Below are 23,139 nucleotides of genomic sequence, written 5' to 3'. Positions count from 1 at the left end.
CAAGACTTTTTTTCTTTCTTCACCATAAACACCTGAGTAATGAGCACAAAAAGACCATCTGAGATTACGACGATTCTCGCGACGGACTGTGGTTCGACGACGACCAAAGCAATTCTGATTGAAAAGCAGGGAGACGAATACCGTTTGGTTTGTCGCGGCGAAGCTCCGACGACCGTGGAAGCGCCGTTTGAAGACGTGACGAAAGGCGTATTGAACGCGCTTTCCGAAATCGGCGAAATCATGGGCCGCGAATTCACCGAAAAGGACGGCGTTATCAAAGAAAAGAACGGCAATCGCGGTTGCGACATCTATATTTCAACGTCGTCAGCGGGCGGTGGTTTGCAAATGATGGTCTCCGGTGTGGTGAAAGCGATGACTGCCGAATCTGCCGAACGCGCAGCACTCGGCGCAGGCGCGATCGTCATGGATACGCTCGCCAGCAATGACGGAAGATTGCCGCATCAAAAAATCGAGCGCATTCGCAAACTGCGTCCCGACATGATTCTGCTTTCGGGCGGCGTCGACAACGGCACGACCAAACACGTCATCGAACTCGCGGAGCTTCTGAAAGCCGCGCGTCCGCGTCCGCGTTTGGGATCATCCTACAAACTTCCGGTGATCTACGCGGGCAACAAAGTCGCGCGCGAAGAAATCAAGAAGGTGCTCGGCGATGAAGTTGATTTGTTGATTGTCGAAAATCTCCGACCGGTACTCGAACGCGAAAACTTAGGCCCCGCGCGCGATGCGATTCACGATCTATTCATGGAACACGTGATGGCGCAAGCTCCCGGCTATCGAAAATTGATGTCGTGGACCGATGCCCCGATCATGCCGACGCCTGGCGCGGTCGGCGACATCATGCAGCGCGTCGCAAAAGCACGCGACATCACGCTCGTCGGTGTCGATATCGGCGGCGCGACAACCGACGTGTTCTCGATTTTCCGCGTTCCCGGCGGCGACGGCAAAGAAACCGTCTTCAACCGCACGGTGTCGGCCAATCTCGGTATGAGCTATTCCGTGATGAACGTACTCGCCGAAGCCGGAATCGAAAATATCCTGCGTTGGGTGCCGTTTGATATCGACGAACGCGAATTGCGCAATCGTATCGCCAACAAAATGATTCGCCCGACCACGATTCCGCAGACGAAGGAAGAACTGCAAATCGAGCAAGCCATTTCGCGTGAAGCGCTGCGCTTGGCCTTCGTGCAGCACAAGAATTTCGCGACGTCATTGAAAGGTGTGCAGCAAGAACGCACGATTTCCGACACGTTTGATCAGAGCGGTTCCGGCGAAACTGTCGTGAACATGATGGATCTGAACATCATCGTCGGCTCTGGCGGCGTGTTGTCGCATGCGCCGCGCCGTTCGCAAGCCGCGCACATGATGATTGACGCGTTCCAACCCGAAGGCGTCACCGAACTCGCCGTCGATTCGATTTTCATGATGCCGCATCTCGGCGTGCTGGCCAGTGTTCACGAGCAAGCCGCGATTCAAGTCTTCGAAAAAGATTGCCTCGTGCGTTTGGGCTCGTGCGTGTGTCCGGTGGGTAAAAGCAAAGAAGGCAAACCATGCGTGACGGTAACGGGCACGTTGCCGAACGGCCAAGCGTTCAACGAATCAGTGCCGTGCGGCGAACTGCTGCTCTATCCGCTCGCACCGGGCGAAGAAATTAAAGCCACGATCAAACCCGAAAAAGGATTTGACGTCGGCGCAGGCTCCGGCAAAGAAATTCAAACCACATTGCACGGCGGAGTTGTCGGAGTCATTATCGACACGCGCGGCCGTCCGCTTGACCTGACTCCGCAAACTGAAAACCGCGTCGCCAAGATTCAGAAGTGGTCGAAGATTCAAGACTTCATCCTGGCCGACGCGCATGACGACGGAGTGGCGACGGTTAGGAAATAGTTGCTTGTAATTCGCATGGACAATTTTGTTCCATGCCGGGCGAAGTTTGCTCTTTGAATAACGGTTTGAAAAGGGAGTTTTCACGAAACTGTTCTTGGTTTGACAAGGACACATGGAGGGAACATGACACGCGCAGCTTGCTTGCTTTTTCTGCTTGGTTTCTCCGTGGCCTCGGCGCAACCGCCGGACACGCTTTGGACGAGAGTTTATGACAATGCCGGTTTTCGAGATTTCGCGGATGGCGAGGCCTCTCAGACGCACGACAATTGCTATCTAATTCCGGGGTACCATACTCAGGATTCACTGAGCTTTTGCACCGTGCGCAAGATTAGCTCCGACGGCGATCTTGTGTGGGAGACGACGCTCGATCCAACGGAGAGTATGGTTGTAGCAGCCGTCCATGAGCTGGCTACTCATGAGATTGCGCTATTGAGCAATATTCAGAATCCTTCTGAGGAATCGACCAGCTATTTAATGATCTTTCTGAGCGCGGACGGAGACTCGCTGCGCAGCTTCGAAATCGGAGCTGCTTCCACGTACTATTGGCCGACCAATTTCAGTCTTACGTCAGACGGCGGGTTCGTAATCTCCGGCTCGTTCAGACCGGCGCATACGTCGAGGCAAGACGGACTTGTTGTCCGAACCGACGCGAATGGCGAAATTGTATGGCAGCAAGTATTTTCTGCGGGCTATAGTCCGTTTTGGGACGTGGAATCCACGTCGGACGGCGGCGCAATTCTCGTGGGGTCGTGGACGGATACGGTCACGTTTGACACGCAAATCCGGGCACTGAAGCTTGACGCCGCAGGAGCTCCGCAGTTTGACTTCAAATACGGAGATACAACTTCCGTTAACGAAGGATTTGCCGTAGCCAAAACTCTCGACGGCGGTTATCTTGTCGGCGGCATGTCCTATGATATGAGCACCGGCTACGATTTCACGGTCATACAACTCGACTCGGACGGTATTCAGCAATGGGCGAACACATTTCACCATCTGGGACAGGTCATCATCCCGGACTACGAACTACCGTGGACGCTTGCGGGACTTCCGGACGGCGGCGCGCTGATGATTGGAACTGCGGAAACGCTGTTAGGGGGAGAATATTGCTCTGTGCTGGCGCGATTTACCTCCGAAGGAGAAATCGATTGGCAGGAATGCTATCAGCGCGGCAAGCAATCGCGGGGAGGAATTGTCACGGACGACGGTTACGTCGTGCTGCAGGGCTGGACGGGATTTGGCAGTGAGACTGAAATCTATGTTCAGAAGCTCGACCGGGTGTTCATTCCCGTCGACGACGCGGAAGCACCTCCCGTTCCGTACGATTTCGCCGCGACGACATACCCGAATCCGTTCAATTCAGTTGCGCGTGTTCAGTTTGATTTGCCAATTGCATCCAACGTCAAAGCGGCAATCTATAACACACTGGGACAACGCGCCGTGCTGCTTACGGATCAATTCTATTCGGCGGGACGACATCAACTTCTGTTCGACGGCAGCGGACTTACCAGCGGAGTTTATTTCATAGGGTTGAGCGCGGGACCGCACAAGGAGACTCTCAAGACAATACTGCTTAAGTAACCCAGCACTGCTTTTTGGCAATTCACCCAGGTTACAGGAGCAATCGTGACACGTCTTGCAGTTCTTACAATTCTACTTTGCACTTTGCAGCTCTTTGCGCAGCCGCCGGAAGTTGAATGGACACGCACTTTCGACGTTGCCGGTTTTGTCGATGTGCCGTACATGCCGTGTCAGACTTACGACAACGGTTGTGTGATTCCTGAAACACACCAGAGCGACGATTCTTATTTCTGCAGTCTGCGCAAACTTGACTCGAGCGGAACGTCGCTGTGGTACAGTGAAATCCACAGTCGAATCAACATTGACATATATCAAGTCCGCGAGAACCACGACCGCAATCTCGTCGTAGTTGGAACCATGTGGGCCGTGCCTGACACCTTCGCGCGAACCGTGCTGATGGAGTTCGACGAATTCGGCGATTCGCTGAGAACATTCGAGTTCAGCTCTGACACGGCACATTTCACGATGTACGCGCTCGATGTTTGCGCGGACGGAGGATACTTGCTGGGCGGCGAGGTCTCTTCACCGGGGAATTTTGCGCCGACCTTTGGCCGCGTGGTGAAGACGACTTCGGACGGTGAAGTGGTTTGGGAGACTTCCATCGGAGGAGTTCGGTACACGCCGATCTACGACATCATAGAAACTCCGGACGGAGGGTGCTTCGCGTCCTTAGTCACGAATGACATACCGGAAGAATATGACGTTGGAGCGGTCAAGATCGACGCGGGCGGAAACATCGAATGGGGCTATTCGTTCGACAATCCGAGTTTGACTGACGAAGGTTGGGCGGTCGGGTTGACTGCGGACGGAGGATATTTGGTCGGCGGCGCGGTGTATCACGAGGCCACCGGACGCGATTTCTTCGTGGCTCGGCTTGATTCGGCGGGACACGAACTATGGACGCGAACACTCGATCACAATCTTCCGCTGCAGCTTCCGAATTGGGAAACGGTGCACATGATCGAAGAGCTTCCCGACGGGGATATTGTGATGGTCGGCAGCGTCGAACCACTGGTGTACGTCGAGATTTCACTGCTTATCGCCCGCTTGGACCCGGCAGGCAACGTGCGCTGGCATGACGTCTACGCGCAAAACTATTGGAACTACGGATGTTTGCTGACCGACGACTTGCACGTCATCGGCACGGGGTGGAGCAGCACAGCACCGTCACGATCATTTGTTTTCAAGACCGCAGCGCTGTCGGTGACCGATCCCGCTGAGAATGACCGATTCATAGCGGAAGACTTCGACGTGCAAGTTTATCCGAATCCTTTCAACAGTGCTGCACGCGTTTCCTTTGATATTCCCAGCAGCTCGCCAGTGAAAGTGCTTGCCTACGATTTGCTTGGCCGGCAAGCGAGAGTTTTGGCGGACCGCCAATTTGCTGCGGGCAAGCACGTATTGACCTTCGATGGAACCGGGCTTGCCGGTGGGACGTACTTCATTCGTGTTGAAGCCGGACAAGAAAGCAAGGTTGTCAAGACCATGCTTCTCAAGTGACTTCACGAATCTGATAGCTGCAAAATACGAAACCAACTCCATTAGGAACTGAACGGATGGCAATTTCACAACGCCAATTAGGAAAGAACGGACCCAAAGTCTCGGCGCTGGGGCTGGGCTGCATGGGTATGTCGGAGTTTTACGGAGCGTCTGACACACAAGAAAATTTGAAAGTCCTGAATCACGCGCTCGAATTGGGCTGCAACTTTTGGGATACGGCAGATATGTACGGTGTGGGCTTGAATGAAGTCCTGCTTTCACGCGTCCTGAAAGACCGCCGCAACGACGTGTTTCTGGCGACGAAGTTCGCCAACGTGCGCGGCAACGACGGCACCTTTCTCGGCGTAAACGGCAAACCGGAGTATGTGAAGCGAGCGTGTGACATGAGCCTGAAGCGGCTTGGCGTCGACGTGATCGATCTCTACTACCAGCATCGTATCGATACGACCGTCCCCATCGAAGACACTTGGGGTGCGATGAAAGAACTGGTAGACGCGGGCAAGGTTCGCTATCTTGGAATATCTGAAGCTGGACCGAAAACCATTCGCCGCGCGCACGCCGTGCATCCGATCAGCGCCGGGCAATACGAATATTCGCTTTGGACGCGCGATATCGAAGCCGACGTAATCCCGACGTGCCGCGAATTAGGAATAGCCGTGGTTCCCTACAGCCCGCTCGGCCGCGGATTTTTGACAGGACAGTTCAAGAGTGCGAAAGATATTGTCAAGCCGGGTGACGCTCGCTCTATGTACCCGCGTTTCAGTGGTGAAAACCTTGAATCAAACAATCAATGGCTGGCCAAGATCGAGTCCAAGGCCAAGGAGCACAAGTGCACACCGGCGCAGCTCGCCTTGGCTTGGGTTTTGACCAAAGGTGAAGACATGCTTCCGATTCCGGGAACGCGCAAGATTTACCGATTGGAAGAAAACCTTGCCGCGCTGAATATCAAACTTTCGGCTCAGGATATGTCGGAACTCGATACGATGTCGCAGCCGGGTTCAATCATGGGAACGCGCTATCCTGAAGCGAGCATGAAATCAACGATGGCGGAGAGTCTGTAGTCAGCCATGCGGCTTGTCGTCGTTTTTGCAATTTCGCTCTTCATCTTTGGCTGTCAGAGCGGCAAGCAAGCGCGGGAGCTGATGAAACAGCATCGCGCGGAAGCAGTACCGATGACCGGCATGATGAGCTACATGGCGGACGCGGCATCGTTCGTCGAATGCGGGACGGGCGACCGCTATGCCGTGAAGTTCAAAGGCGATTGGCTGGAAGTGGAACGCGCATACGTGAACATGCGACAGAACGGCGAGCCTGTTTACGTCGAGTTTTTCGGCCGGACGGAGGATGACTCGACTGACGGAAACGTGCGCGCGGGAGTAGTGATCGAAGAGATAACGGAGATGAAACCGGATACAGTATGTCAGAAATGATCGCCGTGATCGGTGCGACGGGACTGCTGGGTGGTCCCGTCGTGCGGCAATTGCTCGAAGATGATTTCGCCGTGCGCGTGTTGAGCCGCGAACCGATTTACGCCAAAGAAATGTTGGGAATGCGTCCCGAATACGCGCATGCGGACGTGACGGACTACGAGTCGCTGCTTCACGGCTTTGAAGGCTGCGAAGCCGTTCACGTCAATCTCGGAACGGATCACGAAGCGTCGCCCGACGACGTCCTGCACCAAGGACTCGTCAACATAGCCAAAGCCGCAAAGGAATGCGGCCTGCAAAAGATCTCGATTATCACCGGCGATTGGAAGCCCGACCCGGACCACCCGTGGGAAAGACGTGCGGCATTTTCCAAGGGAATACTTGCGCTCGAAGCCGGTGAAGTTCCGACCGTGAACTGGGGCTGCACTTGGTTTCTCGAGAGTTTGGACTACTTTGTGCTGCCTGACCGCGCGCTGATGGTTGGCATGCAGCCGCTTACGTGGCACTTCGTCGCCGCGTCAGACTACGCCAAGATGGTGTCGGCGGTCATGCAGGATTACGATTTTGCGGGACACAAACGCTACACCGTTCACGGTCCGCAAGGATATAAGATGTTCGACGCGCTGAAGCGCTACTGCGAGATACTGCGGCCGGGCCTGCCCGTCGAGCAGATGTCAATTGAAGAAACAAAGAAATTTGCGCAAGAAGACGAGGAAAACGGTTGGCTTGAGGATTTCGCGGAGTTCATGTCCAACTTTGAGACCTACGGTGAAACCGGCGACGCGGCGGAAGCGTGGGAACTGCTGGGAGAACCGATGTTAACTTTGGAAGACTGGACAAAGGAGCAGATGCCATGAGGTGGGCAATTGTACTCGTGCTCGCAGTCGCTCTAATAGGTTGCGGCAAAAAGGCGGACGATAATAAGACGGCTCCGCAGCAGGAATCCAAGCAAGAACAAATGCAAAATTCCGCACAGGACACACTGTCAGCGAGCCGCCCGGACACTGCGAGAAAGCTGGATCGCACAAACCTTCCCGCACCCGGACAGATCGCGGACGCGAATCCAATCAAGAACAAACGCTGGAAACTTGTGCGGCTGAACGGTCAACGGGTGGAAGTTTCGAGTGATTTTCGCAGCGACCCCTACATATCGTTTTCCGCGATGACGGACAAGATGACGGGCAGCGGCGGCTGCAATCGCTTCGGGTGTAAATACAAGCTCGACGGACCGAAGATTTCTTTTAACGGATTTGCCTCGACAAAAGTGCTGTGCCAAAACGCGATGGAGATCGAAAAACCGTTCCTGCAGGGCCTCACCACCGTCGACGGTTATAGTTTGGAGGGTGAAGACAAGTTGTGGTTGACCGAAGGCGGCAAGCGTGTGATGGAGTTTGAAGCAGTTTACTTGAACTGATGGCTTCGGGAATTCGTCAAGCGGCATTGTGGGGTGCCGGCGCGCAATTGTGGGCCGACGAACATGAGTCGTACAGTTTGCCGCTGACCGATTGGGTTTTAGATCGAATCGTGAACGGAATCCCCGCGCATATTTTGGATGCGGGTTGCGGATCGGGCGGATCAATCGTGAAAGCGCTTGCCCGCGGAGCGCAAGTCACGGGGACGGACGTTTCCCCAGAAATGCTCGCAATCAGCAAGCAGCGCGCACCACAGGCCGCATATCACATAGCAGATTCCGAAGCGCTGCCGTTTGCCGATGCGACGTTCGATTCAGTGATGGCATTGAACTCTCTGCAGTTCACGGAATCTCCGGTAATAGCGCTCGGCGAATTCGCGCGCGTGGCCAAATCCGGCTCGCCGCTCGGCATCGTTGTGTTCGGCGACCCGAAAACGTCGACGTTTGCCGCGGTCGGTTCTTCGGTGCGCAAGCTCTTCGACAAGCCGTTTAAATTCGAAGGACCATTTTCGCTTTCTCCGCCGCGCAAACTGCACAAGGCTTTAGAGGATGCGAAGCTCGAACTCTTGGAATCCGAAGATATTTGGCTGGATCGTACCTACGGCTCTTTTGAAGAGTTTTGGAGGGGTCAATCGGGCACGTCGGCGACTCAATTCACGATCCGCGAGTTGGGAGAAGCCGTTGTCCGCGATACGATGGCCCGCGCGGTAGAACAGTTCGCGGACTCGCAAGGCAAATTTACGTTGGGGAATTCATTCCACGCAGTCATCTGCAGAAGGCCCGGTTAGACGTTGCACTTTGATTTCGAAACGATCAAGTGGATCATTTTTACAGTCGGCATCCTCGCGCTGCTGCTGCTTGATCTGGGAGTCTTTCATAAACGCCCGCACGCCGTCAATCACAAAGAAGCCTTGGGTTGGGTCGTGTTCTGGTTTCTTTTGGCGATGGGCTACTGCGGATTCGTATGGTGGTGGAAGGGCCAGCACACCGCGGTTGAGTTTTTGACGGGATATATCATCGAGGCTTCGCTCTCGGTGGACAATATCTTCGTGTTCATTCTCATCTTTTCGTATTTCAAAGTTCCCGCTCATCTTCAGCACCGCGTGTTGTTTTGGGGAATTTTGGGCGCATTGATCATGCGCGGCATCATGATCGGCGTGGGCACCGCACTGATCACACATTTCGAATGGGTGATCTATATCTTCGGAGCATTTCTGATCTTCACGGGAATTCGCATGGCCATATCCGACGAACATGGAGTGGATCCTGAAAAAAACCCGGCTGTGCGTATCCTTCGCAAAGTAATGCCCGTCACGACTAAGTACCACGACAAAAACTTTTTCGTCGTGGAAAAGGGCGTCCGTCATGCCACCCCCTTGCTCGTGGCGCTGCTGGTCGTCGAAGTTTCGGACGTCTTGTTCGCCGTGGACTCGATTCCCGCTGTGTTCGCGGTGACGCGCGATCCGTTTGTCGTGTTCACGTCGAATGTGTTCGCGATATTGGGCTTGCGGTCTTTGTACTTCGCGCTGTCTGGAGTGATGCACAAATTCCGCTACCTGAAGTTTGGCTTGTCCGTCGTGCTGACCTTTGTTGGCGTCAAGATGCTGCTCGGCCACACGGCTTACGCGATACCCATCGGTTGGTCGCTGGGAGTCGTCGCAGGCGTGCTGACGATATCCGTTTTACTTTCATTGGCAATTCCTGAAAAGAACACAAAATAGTGGCAACCATACTTATCACGGGCTGCTCGAGCGGATTTGGAAATCTCGCAACACGCGAACTGTCGGCCGCAGGACACAGCGTTGTCGCGAGCATGCGCGATCCTCTGGGCCGCAATCAGAAGGCAGCCCGAGAGCTTGCAGAACTTTCCGGCGTGCGCGTGCTTGAACTGGATGTCACACAAGACGATTCCGTCTCGAAAGCGGCGGAACTTGCGGGTGACGTGGATGCAGTAATCCACAATGCGGGCCTTGGAATCACGGGAGTCGCGGAAGGCAGCACGACTGAACAGCTCTCCTATATAATGGAAGTGAATCTGATCGGCGTGCATAGACTGAACCGCGCGGTACTTCCCGGCATGCGCGCGCGCAAATCAGGACTCTTGATTTACGTTTCAAGCGGATTGGGCCGCACAGTGCTGCCGTACATGTCGGCCTATTGCGCGAGCAAGTACGCGCTTGAAGCCTACGCGGAAACGCTGAGCTATGAACTTTCGACGCACGGAATTGACACCGTGATCTTACAGCCGGGAGCTTATCCGTCCGGTTTTCGGGGGAACATTTTGAAACCGGATGATCAAGACAGACTCGCAGACTATCCCGTGGAGCAAGCGGAAGCGGAGAGCATCCACCGGAACATCAGCGAAATGCTCCAAAGCGAAATGGCTCCTGATCCGCATGACGTGACGCGGGCCATGTTGAAAGTCATTGAAATGCCGCGTACAGAACGTCCGCTGCGCGTGGCTTTGAGAAAAGACTCGGGCGGACTGAAGATGATTAACCAAATCTGCGGCGAAGTTCAGGGCGCGCTGTTGCGTGGAATGAACCTTGAGCATCGCTTGCCAAAAAGACCTCAACTCTAAGAAAGGCATCCCTTGAAGCTGCATGAGCTGCCACCCGGGCGGCGAATTCCTAACGAGATTTTCGTTGTGATCGAAGTGCCGTACGGCCATCGCAACAAGTACGAATATGACAGTGAGCTGGGCGCGATCGTGCTCGACCGGCCGCTGTTTTCGCCCGTGCACTATCCCGGCGACTACGGATTTGTGCCCGGAACCCTCGCGGACGACGGCGACCCGCTGGACGTTTTGGTGATGGTAAAGACTCCCACGTTTCCCGGCTGTGTCGTAGCCGCGCGTCCGCTGGGAGTGTTGATGATGCAGGACGAAAAAGGCGGAGACGAAAAGATTCTCGCCGTGCCTTCGACTGATCCTTCATTTGAAACCTATCACAGCCTGTCGGACGTTCCGCCGCACTTCTTGAGGGAAATGGACCACTTTTTCAGGGTCTACAAAGAGCTTGAGGGCAAGCACGTCACTTCGATGGGTTGGAAAGACCGTTGGGAAGCCGAACAGACCATTAAGGATTGCATCAAGCACGCGAATAGCAAGCCGGTGAAGAAGAAGACGGCGGCCAAGAAGGCCGTCAGAAAAACAAGCAAGCGGGGTTCCAAATGAAGAAAATTCTGTTTTGGGTGACACTCATGTGCTGTGCATATTCCGTACAGGCTTCCGTGACGGGGAAGTACATTGACTACACGGTCGACGGCAAAGAGTATCAGGGCTATCTGGCCTATGATTCCGAAATTAAAGATTTGCGGCCGGGAGTTTTGGTGTTTCCGGAGTGGTGGGGACTGACCGATTATCCGCGACAGCGTGCGCGTGAATTGGCGCAGTTGGGTTACATTGCGTTTGCCGTGGATATGTACGGCAAGGGTGTTGTGACCGACAAAGCCGACGAAGCGGGCAAACTTGCGGGGCAGTTCTATCAGAATTTTGATAACTTTGCCAAAATGACCAAGGTCGGTTACGACGAGCTTTTGAAACAAGAGCATGTCGATTCATCGAAGATCGCAGCCATTGGATTTTGTTTCGGCGGAACATGCGCATTAGAGCTTGCCCGCAACGGTGCGGACTTGAAGGGCGTCGTTTCGTTTCACGGCGGCCTGAAGACTGTGCATCCCGAGATGGCCAAGAACATCACGGGCAAAGTGCTCGCCTTCCAAGGAGACGTCGATCCGTTCTCTCCGATGACAGATGTCGAAGAGTTTGAAACGGAAATGAAAGACGCCGGTGTCGACTACAAAATGGTCATTTTCCCCGGTGCGAAGCATGCCTTCACCAATCCGAAAGCAGATACGTATGGTCTGGACGGCGTTTCCTACAATGCCGAAGCGGAAAAGGCCTCGATGGACGAAATGCGCGTCTTCTTGAGCGGCGTTTTTGCGGACAAGAAAGAGTGACCTTTCGACTTCCTGCGATTTTTTGAGAATTGAAATAAACAGCGAGAGTAATGGCAACATCATTTACACCGGGACTGCGGGTCTCTGAAACCACCGTTATCACCAAGGATCGAATTCTGCCGCTTAAGGGTCACGTGACCGTCCAGATCGGCGAACACTTGGCCGCCGACCAAACCGTCGCGCGAACGGATTTGCCGGGCAATGTCACACCACTGAATGCGGCAAACTTGCTGGGAGTCTTGCCGGGCGACGTGCGGGGGACACTGACGATCAAGGAAGGTGACAAAGTTGAAAAGGACCAAATCATCGCCGAAGCGAAGTCGTTTTTCGGTCTCTTTAAAAACAAACTGAAGTCTCCTGTGACCGGATCGTTGGAATCCGTATCCGACGTGACGGGCCAGTTGATCTTTCGGGATCCGCCGATTCCGGTCCAAATCGAATCGTACATCGACGGGCGCGTAACGGAAGTTTTCGCCGAAGAGGGCGTCGAAGTGCAAGCCGTCGGCGCATTCATTCAGGGAATTTTCGGCATCGGAGGCGAAACCTACGGCAAGCTCAAGATGATTGCAAACTCTCCTGATGAGGTGATTGACGAAAGCAAGATTCCGGCCGATTGCAAGCATGCGATCTTGGTTGGCGGAGCGTTCGCTTCCTTTGAGGCCGTCAAGAAGGCCATCGCGGGCGGCGCTGCGGCACTGGTCGTGGGTGGTTTTGACAGTTTCGACCTGAAGAAGCTGTTGGGCTATGAGCAAGGCGTCGCCATTACCGGCGGTGAGCAGATAGGGATTACGCTCGTATTGACAGAAGGATTCGGGAAGATCGCGATGGCCGCGCGCACGTTTGACTTGTTGAAACGGAACGAAGGCCACAGCGCTTCAGTGAGCGGCGCGACTCAAATCCGCGCCGGTGTGATGCGTCCGGAAATCATTATTGCCAAGAAAGACGTGTCGCATCATGAAGAAAAAGACCACGAACCCGCGGGTCTCGAACTGAATGATCTGGTTCGTGTCATTCGCGAGCCGTGGTTCGGTAAAATCGGCACGGTGAGCGAGTTGCCGCCGGAACTAAGCGCACTCGAGACCGAAGCCAAAGTACGAGTGTTGAAAGTGAAACTCGACGGCACGGGCGAAGTCGTCGTGCTGCCTCGCGCGAATATCGAAAAAATCGAAGCATAGAAACAAAAAGACTGGGAAGACAAGAATGAAACTTTTTACAACTTATGTGGTGTTGCTGATCCTGAGCGTAAGCGCGTTTGCGCAGATCACACTTAACCAAAGCAGCGCCCCCGTGGTGGGACAAACCGCTTCTGATCATGCTGGCGGAACTCTGACGTTCGATTGCACGTCAGGCTCCGGAAACATCAATTGGGATATTACTCCCATTGCATTCGGATCAGCCGACGGAATTCAGTACGTTGATCCTTCATCGACGCCTTTTGCCGCAAGTTTTCCTTCGGCGGAAGTGGCCGCGACCATTGACGGTTCCGGATCATGGTCTTACATGAGGACTACCTCCGAAGGTATGTGGTACCTCGGGTTCGCTACTGAAGTTGGCGGCGGCTTTATTAACATTCCCGACGACGATGAACTTGTTGTTCCGTTTCCGTGTACCTACAACACGACGTGGTCATCTGTGATTCGTATTTCTTTGGAACCGGTTCCCGGATTTGTGACTGTTACGATTGACAGTACTTACAATGTCGCAAATGCGTGGGGCAATCTGATAACGCCGTCTTGGACGGAATCCGCTTTGCGCGTGTTGGGTCACGGTTTCACTGCCTCGTACCTGAATGGCCAGCAGATCGGCGCAACAACGGAAACGTGGGATTATCAATTCATCACCTCGAATCCACTGCGCGGAATGTCATTCTCAAATTCCGGCGCGACCGGCCCCGGTTACACGACGGGCGATTTGATCTACACGTCGGAAGGTGCGGTAAATGCCGACGAACCGCGCGGCCCTGTTGCGGAGAATTTCCGCGTGTCGCAAAATTATCCCAACCCGTTCAACCCGACGACGGTGTTGCCGGTCGAATTGGCGAAGTCTGCCAAAGTTGAGATGACGATTTACAATGAAATGGGTCAAGCCGTCTATTCGCAGTCTATGGACCTTTCCGCAGGTCAGCACAATCTTCCGATTGACGGTAGTGCGTGGGGCAGCGGCAGCTACTTCGCGAAGGTCATGGCTGGAAACGAAGTGCAGTCCACGAGGATGGTGTTGGTCAAGTAGTACTCTATCATAGGGGCGGCACGCGAGCGCCGTGCCGCCCCTTTTATCTTCCGCTCGGACGCATGTTGGAATGGAGGACAGGATGCGTTGCCTATTTTTGATTTTAGTTTTGCTGTTAGTTTCGAATCTGTACTCGCAGTCCGTGGTGACTTTTGAATCCGACGACGTGCCTGTCGCGATTCCCGACGGTCCGGTCGGCATTGTGGAATCTTACTTAATGATTCAACCGTGGTATGTAATTCTCGATGTAAACGTGGTCGTAACGATTACGCACACGTATGATCAAGACTTGCGGCTGTACATCGAAGCGCCAAACGGGGATGACGTCGTGCGATTGGCCTACGAGTGCGGTCTGTCCGGAAATAACTACATCGACACCCGCTTCGATGACGAAGCAAGTATTCCGATTTGTTCCGGTTCGCCGCCTTTTACCGGCGACTATATTCCGGACCGGGCTCTGACTTTGTTTGACGGGCTGTCCACGCACGGCACGTGGACGCTCAGGGTCACTGACAATCATGCAGGCGACGTCGGTGTGATCGAGGCGTGGCGCATGGAAGTGTTGGTCGACACGGCAGCAAGTGCGCGCACACCGGTTGCCGCCGAGAGTTTCTTGATTTTGCCAAACTATCCCAATCCGTTCAACTCGACGACGAGACTTCCTGTCGAGCTTGCGCGGCCTTCCGAGATTTCGTTAATCATCTACAACCAACTGGGACAAACCGTTGCAGACTCCCGCTATACGCTTGCGGCCGGACGGCACGATCTATTAATCGACGGATCCGGCTGGAGTACGGGAGTATATTTTGCGCGCATTCGCAATGGAAACGACGAAAGGCGGGCGCGGTTGATTCTACTTAAGTAGGTCAAGTCAGGGAGGTATATATGTTAAGGCGTATGTTTTTCACGTTAGTGATTCTCTTAAGCACTTTGTCGACGGCGTTCTCGCAAATTACACTAACGGCGGATGATCTTCCGCCGATGGGAACGCACTATACGTACTACGAAGCCTACGACGTGACTTTCAATCCTGGGGACGGAGGAGCAAACAGGGCATGGGACGTCGCGTCTTACGAATTGGCTCCGACGTCCGACGAGTATTGGATTCCACCGTCTGAAACTCAGTTCGGAAGTGAGTTTCCGTCGGCGACTCTTTGTATTCATGAAATCGACGCAGAAGAGCAACTCTTCACATATGCGCGTATCGAACACAACGGCGCGTTCGGTTTGGGAATCGGCGTAATTGAAGGCGATTCGAGCTACACGGTACACACCGAGTCCGACGTCTTGCTCTTGCCGCTGCCGTTGATGATTGGATCGGAATGGACAACCTTATCCGTTCTCGAAATCGAGCCGGAAGAAGGAGTCGTTATACAGCAGCGTGACTCGTCCGTTCACGAAATCGACGGCTGGGGTATGATGGCTACTCCGTTTTGGGACGCGCAAACGCTGCGCGACAATTTCTACGAGACGCACAAGACGTACATGAACGGTTCGTTGATCGAGTATCGTGAGGAGTACTCGTTCTCTTGGATCAGTCAAACCGCCGGCTTGGAAGTGCAATTCACGTGCACGGAGAATTGCGGCCCGGGATTCACCGTCGGCGATCTGAGCATCGTGCGCAACACGACGACGGCCGTCGATCCGTCACGCGGACCGCTTGCCGAAAAACTTGCCGTACGGCAGAACTATCCGAACCCATTCAACCCAACGACCACTTTGCCTGTCCAACTATTAAAGCCCGGCAAACTCGAGTTGACGGTATTCAACGAACTGGGACAGGTCGTCAGCCATCGTGAATTTGAGTTTTTGGCGGGCGACTATTCTGTTCCAATCGACGGATCAAGTTGGAGCAGCGGAGCCTATTTTGCCCAAGTGCGCACTGGCGACGCCGTCCAAAATATTCCCATGCGGCTCGTGAAGTAGAATGTAATTAAGCCCGCTCAATTCGTAAACGACTCAAATTAGCCACGCATCGCCGCAACCGGATTGCTAAGCTGCACGGAAACTCGTATACTCTGAATCATGTTCAAGTCAAATTTAATGCGAATCTTTATCTTCTTACTCTTGGCCGTTACGTCGGCCGGAAATGCACAAAATCTGCCGTCCGATGAGACCACATTGTTCAGCGGCTCCGGCACATGTGTGATGTGCCACGAATCCGACGGCCTAATCATGGTCGAAAACGGAACCGACATCTCTCCCGTTTCGCAGTGGCGGTCCACGATGATGGCCAACAGCGCTAAAGATCCGCTATGGCGGGCCAAGGTCGCGACGGAGCTCGCCGCGTTCCCGCAGCACAGCGACTTGATTCAAAACCGCTGCACGATTTGCCACGTACCCGCGGGCTTCACGCAGGCGCACTACGACAGCATCGAGAATTACACGTTTGAAATGCTCGACTCTGATGCGCTTGCGCGTGACGGCGTGACTTGCACGGTTTGTCATCAGGTTCAGCCGGACAATTTCGGTACGCCGGAGAGTTACAGCGGGCATTACGAAATTACCGACGAACGGCTAATCTTCGGTCCGTTTGAACTTCCGCTGAATTGGCCGATGTATAACAACACGGGGTTTGATCCGGTCTACAGCGCACACGTTCATCAATCCGAGCTCTGCGCGACGTGCCACACGCTGTTCACTCCGTCGCTCGATGCGGCGGGCAACATCATCGGTGAATTCCCCGAGCAGACTCCCTACGTCGAATGGAAGAACAGTTTTTACGGTCAGGAAGGCGAGACGTCTTGTCAGGACTGCCACATGCGGCAAGCGCAGAGCGCCCAGGACATTTCTTTGATGCCGCCGTGGCACCAAGAACTGCGCTCCCCCTATCGGCAGCATATGTTTGTCGGTGCAAATATTACGATGCTGCGGATTTTGCGCGACTACGCGGACGAGTTGGGCGTCACCGCGCTTGCCCAGCATTTCGATTCCACCATCGCCGAAACACAACGAAGTTTGTCGCAGCGTTCGGTCGACATGCATCTCGACGTCACGACGGCCAACGATTCGGTCTACCTGAATGTCGAGTTAATCAATTTGACAGGTCACAAGATTCCGACGGGAATTCCGCTGCGCCGGATGTGGCTTGACGTGCGCGCGGAAGACGGTCAAGGCCGCGTCGTCTTCGAATCGGGAGCATGGGGTGACGACGGAGAGATAGTCGGTTACGATTTGCCGTTTGAACCTCATCACGACGTCATCACGGAACCCAATCAAGTGCAGGTGTACGAAGCGGTCATGGGCGACAACGAAAACAACCGCACGTGGACGCTGCTACGCGCGTCTCAGCACTTGAAAGACAATCGTTTGCCGCCGCTCGGGTTCACGACGACACATGCGTCGTACGACACCGTAGAAATTTTCGGTGTGCCCGCCAGTGACACGAATTACAACCGCGTGCACGGCGCGGAAGGCAGCGGCAGCGACTTAGTGACTTACCGGCTTCCCGGCTGCTCACGGATAGCGGTCTCCGTGATGTACCAAACAGTTCAGCCGAAGCTCGTGGATTATCTTGACACTCACGACTTGCCGGAAACAAACGCTTTCGTCACAATGTACGGCACGCAGCCGCGCGATCCGCTGCATATGATCACAGAGAGCATCGAAGTGCTTCCTGCCGATCACACGCCGGCACAGCTTCCTGACAAGCTGACTCTGTTGCCCGCTTATCCGAATCCGTTCAACAACTCGACCCGTCTTCCGGTGGAGCTTGCACGGCCGGCAATGGTGGAGTTCTCGGTTTATGACATTCGCGGTCGGCGCGTGATGTTGTTCGGTCGCTCGATGAACGCGGGCCGCAACGAATTGACGATTGACGCGTCGGATCTTACGAGCGGCGTTTATATGGTGCGCGCGCAGGCCGGCAGCGTGCGCGACACACAAAGAATAATATTGATCAAATGACACGTTGGATTGGACTGCTTTCGCTTTTGTTCGTAATATCTTGCTCGTCGGGACCGCGCACGCCGAATTTGTGTGCGACGTGGTTTGCCAACGCGCAGTCAATCGGGTATTTGAATCTTCAGCGCATGGCGCTTGACTTGCGTCCCGATTCCACTTACCGCTATTACTACGTGCTTCCACCTGAATCGTTCAAGATCTCCGGCAAAGAAGTCGCGGAGGGCGGCGTCTTTCACGTACAGCATGATACGTTGGTGTTCAAAGTTCGAGAACGCAACGGCGAGCAGGTTGACTTTTTGTACAAGCGGCAATTCAGAATGCTTCCGGATACGACGGAATGGCCGTTGCGCGTTCATTTCGCCCGCCGCGGAGTGGACTATGAAGTTTATTTTCAGGAGTCGGAATAGCGCTTAGTTTCCTTTCTTAATTCTCATTCTCAATGAGTCCCGAGTGGGCCCAAAGAGCTTGACATTGTGACTCTTCTGCCATAAATTGCGAAAGTCCGCAATTCGGTGCACCTGCAGCTCGGTGCATTGCGCTCGAAAATATCAAGAGTTCATTTGTTTGGAGGTTGTTATCAGGCATGTGCCAAACCACGTACCCGCAACGGTTCTCCTTGCGGTTTTTTTGTGCATTTTCTTAACTGCACCATTCGTCTTTGGTTGTTCAGAATGTCTCTGTTTTAGCGACAATTCTTGTTCCAACGACGAATGCATGCCCGGCTTGACGACAAACTGCACACGAGCAGAATTTACCCCTGCTTGCAGCGGCGACTACATGTTCTTTGCAAGAGTTGTCTGCGGCGCGATTTGCTCAAAGTGCATGGCTTGTGTGAGCATTTACAAACTGACGGGCGGCAACGAGTATTACATCACCGATGTCCACAACAATGGCTGCAACGTTGGAATCTGTGAGTCCTCCACGGTAACGATAGACCTTGACGAGAGCCAAACATATGTGATGTATGTATGCAAAGTGCCTTGTCCTGACGGCAACTCAACTTACGAGAATTTTTCGGAGAGTTGCGCGGCCTATGGATGCATCGCATATGGAGTCACTTCAACACAATGCGGCCCCTAAGACACAATAGCGCCGTTTTCCTTCTGCTTGGATCAATGTATCTTTCGAGCGCCGCAGCGGTGCTTCGAGTGCCGGAGGAGTTTGCGTCCATTCAAGCAGCGTTCGATGCGACGGGAGCGAACGATACGGTAAGCATTGCGCCGGGTTCCTATGATGAGTTTCTCGTCAGCCCCGCACACACATTTACACTTTTGGGCAGGTATCCCGCCGACACTCTTCTTGAGTTTCGCACATTGATAAATCCTGTCGCAGATTCAGCAGAAACACTTTCCGTATTCTTGATAAACTCCGATTCCGCATATATTGAAAATCTCGCGATCTTCAATTCCGCCGATATACGGAACGTTGGCGAGTCCGTTCGTTCAGGAGGACTTCGCAATTTCTCAACTCACTTGTCACTTAGCCGTTGCCGTTTCGACTCAGTCCTTTCTCCTATTTGGGGCGGACACTCCATCTTGCTTGATTCATGCATTTTTAACGATTGCACTCGACAAGGCGTGCTCGCATCGCCGGGCGGTAAAGTAGTTGCCACAAACTGCTTCTTCGAAACAGACGGCTATGCCATGGTAACGGCGTATGACTTCTCGCAGTTCAATGGCTGCGAGTTTCGCTGCAACACCGGTGGCGGACACTTTCTCAACTTGTTTGGCGGCGGCATAGTTGTAGTTGGCTGCCTATTTGGGCCATGCACAGGCTCTTTCCCGGTGGTTTCGATTTTTCCGACATCAAACAACCGTTTCGCGTTCAATCGATTTGAGGATTTCACTAACGTCCAAAGCCTGATTCAAGTAGCGAACAGTTGTTCTTCAATCGGTGATTCATCAGTATATGTGTTCGGGAATGTTTTCCGCAACTACCAAGCCATGCCGCCGCAATCGGGAACAATTGCTGTTGATGCACAATGCTTGCAAGGATCGAGCGGCAGTCTGGCGATTGTGGACTCCAATTTGTTTGTTGGTGGAACTGCGACGATTGCAACGGCGGGAGTAAATGCCGGCAGTTCGATTCAAGTGAACCGCAACACGTTTTCGGACGTTGGTCCGGCGTCTCTTCCGGACATTCGTGCCGTGCGGACTGCACTTGACAGTATATATGCAGTCATGAATTCTTTTCTGCCTCCTGGACTAGCCGCAAACACCCAAGGAGCATATTTCGACGCTCGCAACAACTGGTGGGGTCATAGTACGGGGCCATACAATGCGAGTCAAAATCCGAGCGGACAAGGAGCGGAAGTAGGTAACGGTGTGTTGTTCGTTCCATGGCTTGCGGCTCCCCCTGATTCGGCGGACACTACCACCGCGAGTGAGTATGCTTCAGAAGCGCTGCCGCAGGATTTCGCCATCGCAGCATTTCCAAATCCCTTCAATGAATCAACAGTGCTGCAAGTCGATGTCGAACACCCCGGAGAGTACGTGCTGTCCCTTTACGACATCACAGGGCGACTTGTTCGTGAATTGTTAGACGGCCACATGGAAATGTCAATAGAGATTAGGCTAAATTCAAATGAGCTTGCGGCGGGGGTGTATTTTCTTCGACTGGAACGTCAACACAAAACATTGGCAGCAGCCAAACTGCTTTTGTTGAAATAGCCTTGGGCAACAAGCAAAAGCGGGACGCCGTCACTGGCGTCCCGCTTTGCATTTCATTGCTGCACGCGCTTATAGTTTATTCAGCACTCGCTGCAGTTTCTCTTCGGCTTCGGCGGCGACGGGTTTCAGGCCGTCGTTTTCGATAAAGAGGAACATCGCTTTAGGATCGATGATAGAAACAATTGAACCGTTGTTTTCATCTTCCTGAACGACGACATTGCAGGGAAGCATCAACCCGATTTGCGGCTCAGCTTGCAGCGCACGTGCGGCGAGCGGCGGATTGCACGCCCCGAGAATCACGTACTTCCGAAAATCGAGATCGAGCTTTTTTTTCATCGTCGTTTTGACGTCGATTTCCGTGAGTACGCCGAAACCTTCTTCTTTCAGAAGTTCGGTGACACGCGTAACGGCATCTTCAAAGCTGGTTGCAGGAAGGGCCTTTTCCCAACCGTATTTGATTTGCGCGGTGGCCGTGGACATAAGAATGGCTCCAAACAAGAGGGTGAGTGTTATCTTCATGTGTCAATTGACTATTAAAGTGCAAGAAAAAGAGGCGCACCGCTTGGTGCGCCTCTCAAGTTAGAAAATCTTCACAACGTCTGCCGTGAGCATGTCACTTTACTTGCGCGCGGCGTCGTAGTGCTTGCCGACGGTTTCCCAGCAGAGGTTCTTGATGAATGCGTCAATGTAACCCGGACGCGCGGCACCATAGTCGATGAAATAGGCGTGCTCGTAAACGTCCATCGCCATGATCGGTTTCATGTTCCAAGACAGATGGGAGTTTTGCGCATCGCCGACCCAATTGAGCAGACGCTTGCCGTCTTCCCACCACACCAGCCACACCCAGCCGCGGGCGGCCATGCCGGACGCCTTCAGATCGGCGATATATTTATCGAAGCTGCCGAAATCTTTTTCGATCTGCTTTTTCAAATCACCTGAAAGTGCGCTGCCGCCGGGAGTCAGGTGCGAAAAATAGACTTCGTGGTTTTGCATACCCGCAATCGCGAAGCTCAGATCAACCTTGAGGCCGCGAATTTCGGAGTAAACTTGATTCGCCCCCGAGCCATCGTGTGCTGCGAGCTTTTCAAGTACTTCGTTGGTCTTATTGACGTAGCCGTTGTAGAGCTTCAAATGCTCTTCGACGGTTTTCTTGGAGATGCCGTCGAGTTCCAGAATCTTAGGACCAAAGTCCTTGGCAGAGAAAGCCATGTGCGCTGTCCTTTCTATTGAATGACAAGTTACTGACTGGAAATATGTTCGCCTCTAACTTACAGAATTCCAACGACTCTTTCAACGCCTCTAAATTAAAAGCACTGATTGAAAAACCGAAAGTTAGCGGCGCAAGTTATTCTGTAAACTCGATGAACTCCAACTGTGTTCCACAAAAAAGCCCGACGCAGATCGGGCTTTTCTGATTTCCCCCCGCGAGCGGGGAACAAAAGGGGGGTCTTTGAAGCATCACCAGTAATCTCAAGCTGGCGCGCCAGCACAATCAGTCCAGCGGCACGCTGGCGCTGGGATTAACAGCAGTTGCCGCCGCAGCAGTCAAAATCCTTTTGCTTGTACGCGCGAACTTTCACGGACGCCACGGCTTCGAGTGCTTCGTTGCGCAGCTCTTCTCCGATTTCCGAAAGTCCCACGTCATATTGAATTTCATTGACGATTTCGACATTCGTTAAACCGGCTTCTTCGGCAAGACGAAGATATTCCTCTTTCAGAGATGCGCCCGACACACAGCCGACGTAGGCTTCGACGTTGTTTTTCAGCGCGTCCGAGAGCGGTCGGTTCAGAACCAAGTCCGAGACGAGCATGCGTCCGCCGGGTTTCAAAACTCGCGCGATTTCTTTGAAGACTTGCGGCTTATCCGTCGAAAGATTGATCACGCAATTGGAAATCACCAAATCCACCGCACAGTCTTTCAGAGGCAAGTCTTCGATCACGCCTTCACGAAACTCGACGTTTTTCGCGTCGACCGAAACGGCATTCGCGCGCGCTTTGGCGAGCATATCCGGAGTCATGTCGACACCGATTACTTTTCCCAACGGTCCGACTCTGCGTGCCGCTAAGAACGCGTCGAGTCCTGCGCCGCTGCCGAGATCGAGCACGATTTCGCCGGGCTTGATGTCGGCATAGAGAATCGGATTGCCGCAACCCAAACCAAGGTTTGCGCCGTCCGGCACTTGACTGAGTTCTTCTTCAGAATAGCCGATCGCTTCGGCGATGTCTTCGACGTTGGATGCGCCGCAGCAGCCCGAAGTTCCACAGCAGCTTTCACCGCGCGCTGCCTGTCCATACTTCTCGCGAACGACTTCGCGAATGTTGAGAAGGTTTTCCATGTATTTCCTTTTGTTGAGTAGTTCAATGTAGGGGCGGATGGCAATCCGCCCGCTCCGACTCGCCGAGCGGGGCCTGCGCTCGAACGCAGTGAAGCGATTTAGCGTAGCGGCCTGTCCCGCAGGGATTCCCCGCCGGAATCTGAAAAGTCTCGGTATGCGGGGCAGGCGAAGACACCTGCCGCCGCGATTCTTGAGTCTCTCGCTATTTCAAGATAGGT

At 53.7% G+C, this 23,139-nt stretch carries 24 protein-coding genes; 20 read left to right on the top strand and 4 right to left on the bottom strand.

Features of this window, described 5'->3' with window-relative positions:
• Positions 1–39 precede the first annotated feature (39 nt).
• The 16 genes from H6507_10390 to H6507_10315 all read left to right on the top strand — a co-directional run bounded on the left by H6507_10390 (position 40) and on the right by H6507_10315 (position 15,939).
• Entirely contained in the window at positions 40–1,905 is a 1,866-nt protein-coding gene (locus H6507_10390) for a glutamate mutase L (protein ID MCB9369506.1), read from the top strand.
• A 123-nt stretch (positions 1,906–2,028) separates the two neighbouring features.
• Positions 2,029–3,486 carry a T9SS type A sorting domain-containing protein gene (locus H6507_10385; GenBank protein MCB9369505.1) on the top strand — a complete coding sequence of 486 codons (1,458 nt, stop codon included), beginning with the start codon at positions 2,029–2,031 and terminating at the stop codon, positions 3,484–3,486.
• Between the two features lie 45 nt (positions 3,487–3,531).
• Complete coding sequence (locus H6507_10380; GenBank protein ID MCB9369504.1) at positions 3,532–4,986, top strand: T9SS type A sorting domain-containing protein; 1,455 nt, start codon at positions 3,532–3,534, stop codon at positions 4,984–4,986.
• 62 nt (positions 4,987–5,048) lie between these two features.
• On the top strand, positions 5,049–6,047 hold the full coding sequence (locus H6507_10375) for an aldo/keto reductase (protein MCB9369503.1): 999 nt from the start codon (positions 5,049–5,051) through the stop codon (positions 6,045–6,047).
• Between the two features lie 6 nt (positions 6,048–6,053).
• Entirely contained in the window at positions 6,054–6,416 is a 363-nt protein-coding gene (locus tag H6507_10370) for a hypothetical protein (protein MCB9369502.1), read from the top strand.
• Positions 6,404–7,270 (top strand): NAD(P)H-binding protein, encoded by an 867-nt coding sequence (locus H6507_10365; protein MCB9369501.1) that lies wholly within the window; start codon positions 6,404–6,406, stop codon positions 7,268–7,270. The genes H6507_10370 and H6507_10365 overlap by 13 nt, the downstream gene beginning before the upstream one ends.
• Complete coding sequence (locus tag H6507_10360; GenBank protein ID MCB9369500.1) at positions 7,267–7,827, top strand: META domain-containing protein; 561 nt, start codon at positions 7,267–7,269, stop codon at positions 7,825–7,827. Before H6507_10365 ends, H6507_10360 begins: the two co-directional genes overlap by 4 nt.
• Entirely contained in the window at positions 7,827–8,612 is a 786-nt protein-coding gene (locus tag H6507_10355; protein MCB9369499.1) for a methyltransferase domain-containing protein, read from the top strand. Before H6507_10360 ends, H6507_10355 begins: the two co-directional genes overlap by 1 nt.
• Before the next feature lie 3 nt (positions 8,613–8,615).
• Positions 8,616–9,545, top strand: a complete 930-nt coding sequence (locus H6507_10350; GenBank protein MCB9369498.1) for a TerC family protein — start codon at positions 8,616–8,618, stop codon at positions 9,543–9,545.
• Positions 9,545–10,405 (top strand): SDR family oxidoreductase, encoded by an 861-nt coding sequence (locus H6507_10345; protein ID MCB9369497.1) that lies wholly within the window; start codon positions 9,545–9,547, stop codon positions 10,403–10,405. The genes H6507_10350 and H6507_10345 overlap by 1 nt, the downstream gene beginning before the upstream one ends.
• A gap of 12 nt (positions 10,406–10,417) precedes the next feature.
• A complete protein-coding gene (locus H6507_10340) occupies positions 10,418–10,999 on the top strand; it encodes an inorganic diphosphatase (protein MCB9369496.1) in 582 nt (193 codons plus the stop codon).
• The gene (locus tag H6507_10335; GenBank protein ID MCB9369495.1) at positions 10,996–11,784 is read left to right on the top strand and encodes a dienelactone hydrolase family protein; all 789 of its coding nucleotides are present in this window, start codon (positions 10,996–10,998) and stop codon (positions 11,782–11,784) included. The genes H6507_10340 and H6507_10335 overlap by 4 nt, the downstream gene beginning before the upstream one ends.
• A gap of 50 nt (positions 11,785–11,834) precedes the next feature.
• The gene (locus H6507_10330) at positions 11,835–12,959 is read left to right on the top strand and encodes a hypothetical protein (protein MCB9369494.1); all 1,125 of its coding nucleotides are present in this window, start codon (positions 11,835–11,837) and stop codon (positions 12,957–12,959) included.
• 25 nt (positions 12,960–12,984) lie between these two features.
• On the top strand, positions 12,985–14,013 hold the full coding sequence (locus H6507_10325; protein ID MCB9369493.1) for a T9SS type A sorting domain-containing protein: 1,029 nt from the start codon (positions 12,985–12,987) through the stop codon (positions 14,011–14,013).
• A gap of 82 nt (positions 14,014–14,095) precedes the next feature.
• Complete coding sequence (locus tag H6507_10320; protein MCB9369492.1) at positions 14,096–14,878, top strand: proprotein convertase P-domain-containing protein; 783 nt, start codon at positions 14,096–14,098, stop codon at positions 14,876–14,878.
• A 20-nt stretch (positions 14,879–14,898) separates the two neighbouring features.
• On the top strand, positions 14,899–15,939 hold the full coding sequence (locus H6507_10315) for a T9SS type A sorting domain-containing protein (GenBank protein ID MCB9369491.1): 1,041 nt from the start codon (positions 14,899–14,901) through the stop codon (positions 15,937–15,939).
• Between the two features lie 38 nt (positions 15,940–15,977).
• Here H6507_10315 and H6507_10310 read toward each other — a convergent pair whose 3' ends face one another.
• A complete protein-coding gene (locus tag H6507_10310; protein MCB9369490.1) occupies positions 15,978–16,211 on the bottom strand; it encodes a hypothetical protein in 234 nt (77 codons plus the stop codon).
• Between H6507_10310 and H6507_10305 the strand changes: the two genes are divergently transcribed.
• The 4 genes from H6507_10305 (at position 16,189) to H6507_10290 (ending at position 20,585) form a co-directional block, all read left to right on the top strand.
• Positions 16,189–17,919, top strand: coding sequence for a T9SS type A sorting domain-containing protein (locus H6507_10305; protein MCB9369489.1), 1,731 nt, complete (start codon positions 16,189–16,191; stop codon positions 17,917–17,919). The two genes, H6507_10310 and H6507_10305, sit on opposite strands and share 23 nt — an antisense overlap.
• Positions 17,916–18,323 (top strand): hypothetical protein, encoded by a 408-nt coding sequence (locus H6507_10300; protein ID MCB9369488.1) that lies wholly within the window; start codon positions 17,916–17,918, stop codon positions 18,321–18,323. Before H6507_10305 ends, H6507_10300 begins: the two co-directional genes overlap by 4 nt.
• A gap of 307 nt (positions 18,324–18,630) precedes the next feature.
• Entirely contained in the window at positions 18,631–18,996 is a 366-nt protein-coding gene (locus H6507_10295; protein ID MCB9369487.1) for a hypothetical protein, read from the top strand.
• 35 nt (positions 18,997–19,031) lie between these two features.
• The gene (locus H6507_10290) at positions 19,032–20,585 is read left to right on the top strand and encodes a T9SS type A sorting domain-containing protein (protein ID MCB9369486.1); all 1,554 of its coding nucleotides are present in this window, start codon (positions 19,032–19,034) and stop codon (positions 20,583–20,585) included.
• Between the two features lie 69 nt (positions 20,586–20,654).
• Here the strand turns inward: H6507_10290 and H6507_10285 are convergent, their stop codons facing one another.
• The 3 genes from H6507_10285 to arsM all read right to left on the bottom strand — a co-directional run bounded on the left by H6507_10285 (position 20,655) and on the right by arsM (position 22,921).
• On the bottom strand, positions 20,655–21,065 hold the full coding sequence (locus H6507_10285; GenBank protein ID MCB9369485.1) for a DUF302 domain-containing protein: 411 nt from the start codon (positions 21,063–21,065) through the stop codon (positions 20,655–20,657).
• 138 nt (positions 21,066–21,203) lie between these two features.
• Positions 21,204–21,794 (bottom strand): superoxide dismutase, encoded by a 591-nt coding sequence (locus H6507_10280; GenBank protein MCB9369484.1) that lies wholly within the window; start codon positions 21,792–21,794, stop codon positions 21,204–21,206.
• A gap of 311 nt (positions 21,795–22,105) precedes the next feature.
• Positions 22,106–22,921 (bottom strand): arsenite methyltransferase, encoded by an 816-nt coding sequence (gene arsM, locus H6507_10275; GenBank protein ID MCB9369483.1) that lies wholly within the window; start codon positions 22,919–22,921, stop codon positions 22,106–22,108.
• Positions 22,922–23,139: the final 218 nt, after the last annotated feature.

The organism is Calditrichota bacterium, assembly GCA_020637445.1.
GTDB lineage: Bacteria > Electryoneota > RPQS01 > RPQS01 > RPQS01 > JABWCQ01.
Note: the sequence above shows the minus strand (reverse complement) of the source record. Positions and strands in the feature narration are given on the sequence as shown.

What these genes read in the sequence shown, in the direction of transcription:
- H6507_10315 (MCB9369491.1), top strand. Translation starts at nt 14,899, where the DNA reads ATGTTAAGGCGTATGTTTTTCACGTTAGTGATTCTCTTAAGCACTTTG.
- H6507_10355 (MCB9369499.1), top strand. Translation starts at nt 7,827, where the DNA reads ATGGCTTCGGGAATTCGTCAAGCGGCATTGTGGGGTGCCGGCGCGCAA.
- H6507_10370 (MCB9369502.1), top strand. Translation starts at nt 6,054, where the DNA reads ATGCGGCTTGTCGTCGTTTTTGCAATTTCGCTCTTCATCTTTGGCTGT.
- H6507_10290 (MCB9369486.1), top strand. Translation starts at nt 19,032, where the DNA reads ATGTATCTTTCGAGCGCCGCAGCGGTGCTTCGAGTGCCGGAGGAGTTT.
- arsM (MCB9369483.1), bottom strand. Translation starts at nt 22,921, where the DNA reads ATGGAAAACCTTCTCAACATTCGCGAAGTCGTTCGCGAGAAGTATGGA.
- H6507_10335 (MCB9369495.1), top strand. Translation starts at nt 10,996, where the DNA reads ATGAAGAAAATTCTGTTTTGGGTGACACTCATGTGCTGTGCATATTCC.
- H6507_10365 (MCB9369501.1), top strand. Translation starts at nt 6,404, where the DNA reads ATGTCAGAAATGATCGCCGTGATCGGTGCGACGGGACTGCTGGGTGGT.
- H6507_10385 (MCB9369505.1), top strand. Translation starts at nt 2,029, where the DNA reads ATGACACGCGCAGCTTGCTTGCTTTTTCTGCTTGGTTTCTCCGTGGCC.
- H6507_10300 (MCB9369488.1), top strand. Translation starts at nt 17,916, where the DNA reads ATGACACGTTGGATTGGACTGCTTTCGCTTTTGTTCGTAATATCTTGC.
- H6507_10330 (MCB9369494.1), top strand. Translation starts at nt 11,835, where the DNA reads ATGGCAACATCATTTACACCGGGACTGCGGGTCTCTGAAACCACCGTT.
- H6507_10360 (MCB9369500.1), top strand. Translation starts at nt 7,267, where the DNA reads ATGAGGTGGGCAATTGTACTCGTGCTCGCAGTCGCTCTAATAGGTTGC.
- H6507_10320 (MCB9369492.1), top strand. Translation starts at nt 14,096, where the DNA reads ATGCGTTGCCTATTTTTGATTTTAGTTTTGCTGTTAGTTTCGAATCTG.
- H6507_10295 (MCB9369487.1), top strand. Translation starts at nt 18,631, where the DNA reads ATGCCCGGCTTGACGACAAACTGCACACGAGCAGAATTTACCCCTGCT.
- H6507_10305 (MCB9369489.1), top strand. Translation starts at nt 16,189, where the DNA reads ATGGTCGAAAACGGAACCGACATCTCTCCCGTTTCGCAGTGGCGGTCC.
- H6507_10310 (MCB9369490.1), bottom strand. Translation starts at nt 16,211, where the DNA reads ATGTCGGTTCCGTTTTCGACCATGATTAGGCCGTCGGATTCGTGGCAC.
- H6507_10285 (MCB9369485.1), bottom strand. Translation starts at nt 21,065, where the DNA reads ATGTCCACGGCCACCGCGCAAATCAAATACGGTTGGGAAAAGGCCCTT.
- H6507_10280 (MCB9369484.1), bottom strand. Translation starts at nt 21,794, where the DNA reads ATGGCTTTCTCTGCCAAGGACTTTGGTCCTAAGATTCTGGAACTCGAC.
- H6507_10390 (MCB9369506.1), top strand. Translation starts at nt 40, where the DNA reads ATGAGCACAAAAAGACCATCTGAGATTACGACGATTCTCGCGACGGAC.
- H6507_10325 (MCB9369493.1), top strand. Translation starts at nt 12,985, where the DNA reads ATGAAACTTTTTACAACTTATGTGGTGTTGCTGATCCTGAGCGTAAGC.